Genomic DNA, 4,421 nt, shown 5'->3' on the forward strand with positions numbered 1-4,421 from the left:
CGTCCTCTTCCCCGACCCCTGGCCCAAGGCCCGCCACCACAAGCGCCGGCTGCTGCAACGCGACACCGCCGTGGAGCTGGCGCGGGTGCTGAAAGCCGGCGGCGGGCTGCGCTTCGCCAGCGACTGGGCCAACTACGTCGACTGGAGCCTGGAGATCCTGAACGCCACGCCGGGCCTGACCTGGACCGCCGAGCAGGCGGCGGACTGGCGCACCCCGCCCGGCGACCACGTCACCACCCGCTATGAGGAAAAGCGCCTCGGCGACTGCGCGCCGGTGTTCCTGGATTTCGTGAAAACCTCCCTCCCTTAATGGGGAGGGAGAGTTCCTACTTCGCTTCCTGCTTGTACCGCTGGATCGAGGTGCGGATCAGCTCAGCGGCTTCCTCGGGGTCGGCCCAGCGGACGATCTCGACCGACTTGCCCTTCTCCAGGTCCTTGTAGTGCTGGAAGAAGTGGGCGATCTGCTCGGTCAGGATGGAGGGCAGCGCCCGCCAGCTGTCGACGCCGTTGTAGAACGGGTGGAGCTTGTCCACCGGCACGGCCAGCACCTTCTCGTCGCCGCCGGCCTCGTCGCGCATCATCAGCGCGCCGACCGGGCGGCAGCGGATCACCGCGCCGGGCACCACGGGCGTCGGACCGACCACCAGGATGTCCATCGGATCGCCGTCGTCGGCGAGGGTGTGCGGGATGAAGCCGTAGTTGCCCGGATAGAACATCGCCGTGTGCAGGAAACGGTCGACGAAGATCGCGCCGGACTCCTTGTCCAGCTCGTATTTCACCGGCTCGCCGCCCTGCGGGATCTCGATGATGGCGTTGACGTCGTACGGCGGGTTGGCGCCGGTGGGGATCTTGGAGAGGTCCATGAGGAGAACGACCTTTGAAGAACACGCGAGAAAAGCGATGGGCTCTGTGGACCAAAGCCGGGCCGCAGGAAAGAGCACTCGCGCACCCAGGGGCGAAAACTCTCCGGCGATCCCGCGCGCGGTCATCTGCGGCGGCGGGCGGGATGGGGGCTGACAACCGGCGCCGGGCCGGCTATATTCCCCAGCAACATCGCTGATAGCGCTGGATGGCGCTTTCAAGCGGCGGGCTCCGGCCCGGCCGCTTTTTTGTTTGCCATTCGAGCGCTTCCCTAGGGAACGGCCAAGCTCATGCGCGGGAAGACCGCCGAGGACATGCGACTGCTGGAGCTGATCGAGCCCGTGGCCGAGGCGGCGGGCTACGAGATCGTCCGCCTGCGGCTGATGGGCGGCGACAAGCAGCGCCGCCTGCAGATCATGGCCGAACGGGCGATCGACGGCGACATGATGGTCGAGGACTGCGCGAAGCTGTCGCGCGCCATCTCCGAGGTGATGGACGCCGCCGACCCGATCGCCGGCGAATATATGCTGGAGGTCTCCTCGCCGGGCGTCGACCGGCCGCTGACCCGGCTGAAGGATTTCGCGACCTTCGAGGGCTACGAGGCGCGCCTGGAGCTCGACCGCATGGCCGAGGGCCGCAAGCGTTTCCGCGGCGTTCTGGCCGGCGTCGACGGCGACAACGTGGCGATCGACCTGGAGGGCGAGGAACACACCGCCCTCATCCCGTTTTCCTGGATCATCGAGGCCAAGCTCGTCCTCACCGACGAGCTGATGAAGCGTGGCGCCGAAGTGCGCGCCGCCCGCATGGCGGCCGAAGAGCAACAACAGACTTCCGAGTAAGGGACCTGAACCCATGAGCCTGACGGGCATTTCCGCCAACCGGCTTGAGCTTCTGCAGATCGCCGAGGCCGTCGCGCGCGAGAAGTCGATCGACAAGGAGATCGTCATCGAGGCGATCGAGGAGGCGATCCAGAAGGGCGCCCGCGCCCGTTACGGCGCCGAGCACGACATCCGGGTCAAGATCGACCCGAAGACCGGCGAGACGGTGGTCAAGCGGGTGGTCACCGTCGTCGCCGACGACGCCGCGTTCGGCGAGACGGAAGACGGCCTGCCGGCCGAGGAGCCGCCGGGCATCCTGCGCCTCTCCGACGCCAAGCGCCGCGACAAGGAGGCGGTCGTCGGCAAGGTCTATGAGGAGATCCTGCCGCCCTTCGAGTTCGGCCGGGTGCAGACCCAGATGGCCCGCCAGGTGGTGACCGGCAAGGTCCGCGAGGCCGAGCGCGAGCGCCAGTACGAGGAGTTCAAGGACCGCGTCGGCGAGATCGTCAACGGCGTGGTCAAGCGGGTCGAGTACGGCAACGTGGTCGTCGACCTGGGCCGCGGCGAAGGCATCATGCGCCGCGACCAGTCGATCCCGCGCGAGAACTTCAACATCGGCGACCGGATCCGCTGCTACATCTACGACGTCCGCCGCGAGACCAAGGGCCCGCAGATCCTGCTGTCGCGCGCCCACGGCGGCTTCATGGCCAAGCTGTTCGCCCAGGAAGTGCCCGAGGTCTACGACGGCGTCATCGAGATCCGCGCGGTGGCGCGCGATCCGGGCAGCCGCGCCAAGATGGCGGTGGTCTCCAACGACTCTTCGATCGACCCGGTCGGCGCCTGCGTCGGCATGCGCGGCAGCCGCGTGCAGGCGGTCGTCGCCGAGCTGCAGGGCGAGAAGATCGACATCATCCAGTGGAGCCCGGACGAGGCGACCTTCATCGTCAACGCCCTGGCCCCGGCCGAGGTCTCCAAGGTCGTGATGGACGAGGAAGACGAGCGGGTCGAGGTGGTGGTGCCCGACGAGCAGCTGTCGCTGGCCATCGGCCGCCGCGGCCAGAACGTCCGGCTTGCGAGCCAGCTGACCGGTTGGCAGATCGACATCATGACCGAGAGCCAGGAGAGCGAGCGCCGCCAGCGCGAGTTCACCGAGCGCACCGCCCTGTTCCAGGAAGCCCTGGACGTCGACGAGGTCATCGCCCAGCTGCTGGTCACCGAGGGCTTCGCCACCGTCGAGGACGTGGCCTATGTCGAGGCCTCGGAAGTGGCCTCCATCGAGGGCTTCGACGAGGACACCGCCGAGGAGATCCAGGCCCGCGCCCGGGATTACCTGGAGAAGGAAGCCGCCGAGTACGACGCCAAGCGCCGCGAGCTGGGGGTCGAGGACGGCCTTCTGGAGATCGAGGGGCTGACCTTGCCGATGGCGGTGGCGTTGGGCGAGGGCGACGTGAAGACCGTCGAGGACCTGGCGGGCCTGGTGCCCGACGACCTGCGCGGCTGGTTCGAGACCAGGAACGGCGAGCGGGTCCGCGAGCCGGGCATCCTCGAGAGCTTCGGCCTCGACCCGCAGGACGCCGAGCTTTTGATCATGCGCGCCCGCGTGGTCATGGGCTGGGTCGAGGCCCCGGAAGAGCCGGAGGTCGAAGAGGACGGCGAGGCGGTCGAGGACACCGAAGCCTTCGCCGCCGCGGAGATGGAGGGCGAAGCCCGCGACGCCTGAGGCTTCTCTCCGCCCATCCCCGCGCAAGCGGGGACCCAGGCTTTTTCTGTTTTCCCTCCTCCGCCAAGGTCCCGCCCTTTGATCCGCAACCAAAAAACCCTGGGTCCCCGCTTATGCGGGGATGGGCGGTAGAGAGGTGGCCCGGCGTGGAACCGACGTCCGATGACACGCGGCTGAACGCCCGCGAACGCCGCGACATCGTCTCCGGCGAGGTGATGGACGAGGCGCGGCTGATCCGGTTCGTGGCCGGTCCCGACGCCGCGGTGGTCCCGGACCTGGCGCGCAAGCTGCCGGGGCGGGGCCTGTGGGTCGCGGCCGACCGGGCGTCGGTCGAGACCGCGGCGAGAAAGGGCCTGTTCTCGCGCGCCGCCAAGGCGAAGCTCGCGGCGGCGCCGGACCTCGCCGATCAGGTGGAATCTCTGCTGAAGCGGCGGGTTTTGTCGGCCCTCGGCCTTGCACGGCGGGCCGGCGATCTTACCTCCGGGTTCGAGAAGGTCTCGGCGGCGATCGGCGCCGGTCGAGCCGCCTGGCTGATCGAGGCGTCGGACGGCGCCGCGGACGGCCGCCGCAAGCTCCGGGCCCTGGTTCGAAAGCAGTCACGTCCGCCGGGCGTGATCGGGGTGTTTTCCTCGACGGAATTGGGTTTGGCCTTAGGCCTGGAGAATGTGATACACACCGCCTTCCTTGCGGGGCGAGCCGCCGATCGTTGGGCTGAAGACGTTCAGCGGTTGTCGGGCTTTTGCCCGCTCCTTCCTGAGAGTTGGCGCGAGGAGCCTTGAGAGGCAAGCGGGAGCCTGAGACGGTTTCCGCCCCTCTGCATTTGATCGATCCGTTGGCCGGGACCGCCCGGCCGCTGAGTAAAGCGAGCGCATGAGCGACGAGAACAACAACGGCCGCAACTCCGCCCCGGGCGGACGCCAGCCCCTGACCCTCAAGCCCCGCGGGGCCGGATCGGTCAGCGCCGGCACGGTGAAGCAAAGCTTCAGCCACGGCCGTTCGAAGACTGTGGTGGTCGAGACCAA

At 68.4% G+C, this 4,421-nt stretch carries 6 protein-coding genes; 5 read left to right on the forward strand and 1 reads right to left on the reverse strand.

Translation table 11 applies throughout. The features are described 5' to 3' along the window. On the forward strand, positions 1–310 hold a 310-nt coding region (gene trmB / locus VJS38_RS17745), incomplete at its 5' end, for a tRNA (guanine(46)-N(7))-methyltransferase TrmB (protein WP_414692463.1). A 16-nt stretch (positions 311–326) separates the two neighbouring features. On the opposite strand, the gene ppa is transcribed toward trmB, so the two are convergent. After that, the gene (gene ppa / locus VJS38_RS17750) at positions 327–863 is read right to left on the reverse strand and encodes an inorganic diphosphatase (protein WP_324089480.1); all 537 of its coding nucleotides are present in this window, start codon (positions 861–863) and stop codon (positions 327–329) included. Positions 864–1,151: 288 nt separating this feature from the next. Between ppa and rimP the strand changes: the two genes are divergently transcribed. The 4 genes from rimP to VJS38_RS17770 all read left to right on the forward strand — a co-directional run. Continuing rightward, the gene (gene rimP, locus VJS38_RS17755; protein ID WP_324089481.1) at positions 1,152–1,700 is read left to right on the forward strand and encodes a ribosome maturation factor RimP; all 549 of its coding nucleotides are present in this window, start codon (positions 1,152–1,154) and stop codon (positions 1,698–1,700) included. 13 nt (positions 1,701–1,713) lie between these two features. Then, a complete protein-coding gene (gene nusA / locus VJS38_RS17760) occupies positions 1,714–3,399 on the forward strand; it encodes a transcription termination factor NusA (RefSeq protein WP_324089482.1) in 1,686 nt (561 codons plus the stop codon). Positions 3,400–3,614: 215 nt separating this feature from the next. Further along, entirely contained in the window at positions 3,615–4,178 is a 564-nt protein-coding gene (locus VJS38_RS17765) for an RNA-binding protein (protein ID WP_414692464.1), read from the forward strand. Positions 4,179–4,269: 91 nt separating this feature from the next. Further along, positions 4,270–4,421 (forward strand): translation initiation factor IF-2 associated domain-containing protein (locus tag VJS38_RS17770; protein ID WP_324089484.1); only part of this gene is annotated, 152 nt, incomplete at its 3' end.

This window comes from Phenylobacterium sp., from assembly GCF_035276905.1.
Classification (GTDB): domain Bacteria; phylum Pseudomonadota; class Alphaproteobacteria; order Caulobacterales; family Caulobacteraceae; genus Phenylobacterium.

Bases quoted from the DNA above. Each gene is read 5' to 3' on its own strand.
- ppa (WP_324089480.1), bottom strand. From the start codon at position 863: ATGGACCTCTCCAAGATCCCCACCGGCGCCAACCCGCCGTACGACGTC.
- rimP (WP_324089481.1), top strand. From the start codon at position 1,152: ATGCGCGGGAAGACCGCCGAGGACATGCGACTGCTGGAGCTGATCGAG.
- nusA (WP_324089482.1), top strand. From the start codon at position 1,714: ATGAGCCTGACGGGCATTTCCGCCAACCGGCTTGAGCTTCTGCAGATC.
- VJS38_RS17765 (WP_414692464.1), top strand. From the start codon at position 3,615: ATGGACGAGGCGCGGCTGATCCGGTTCGTGGCCGGTCCCGACGCCGCG.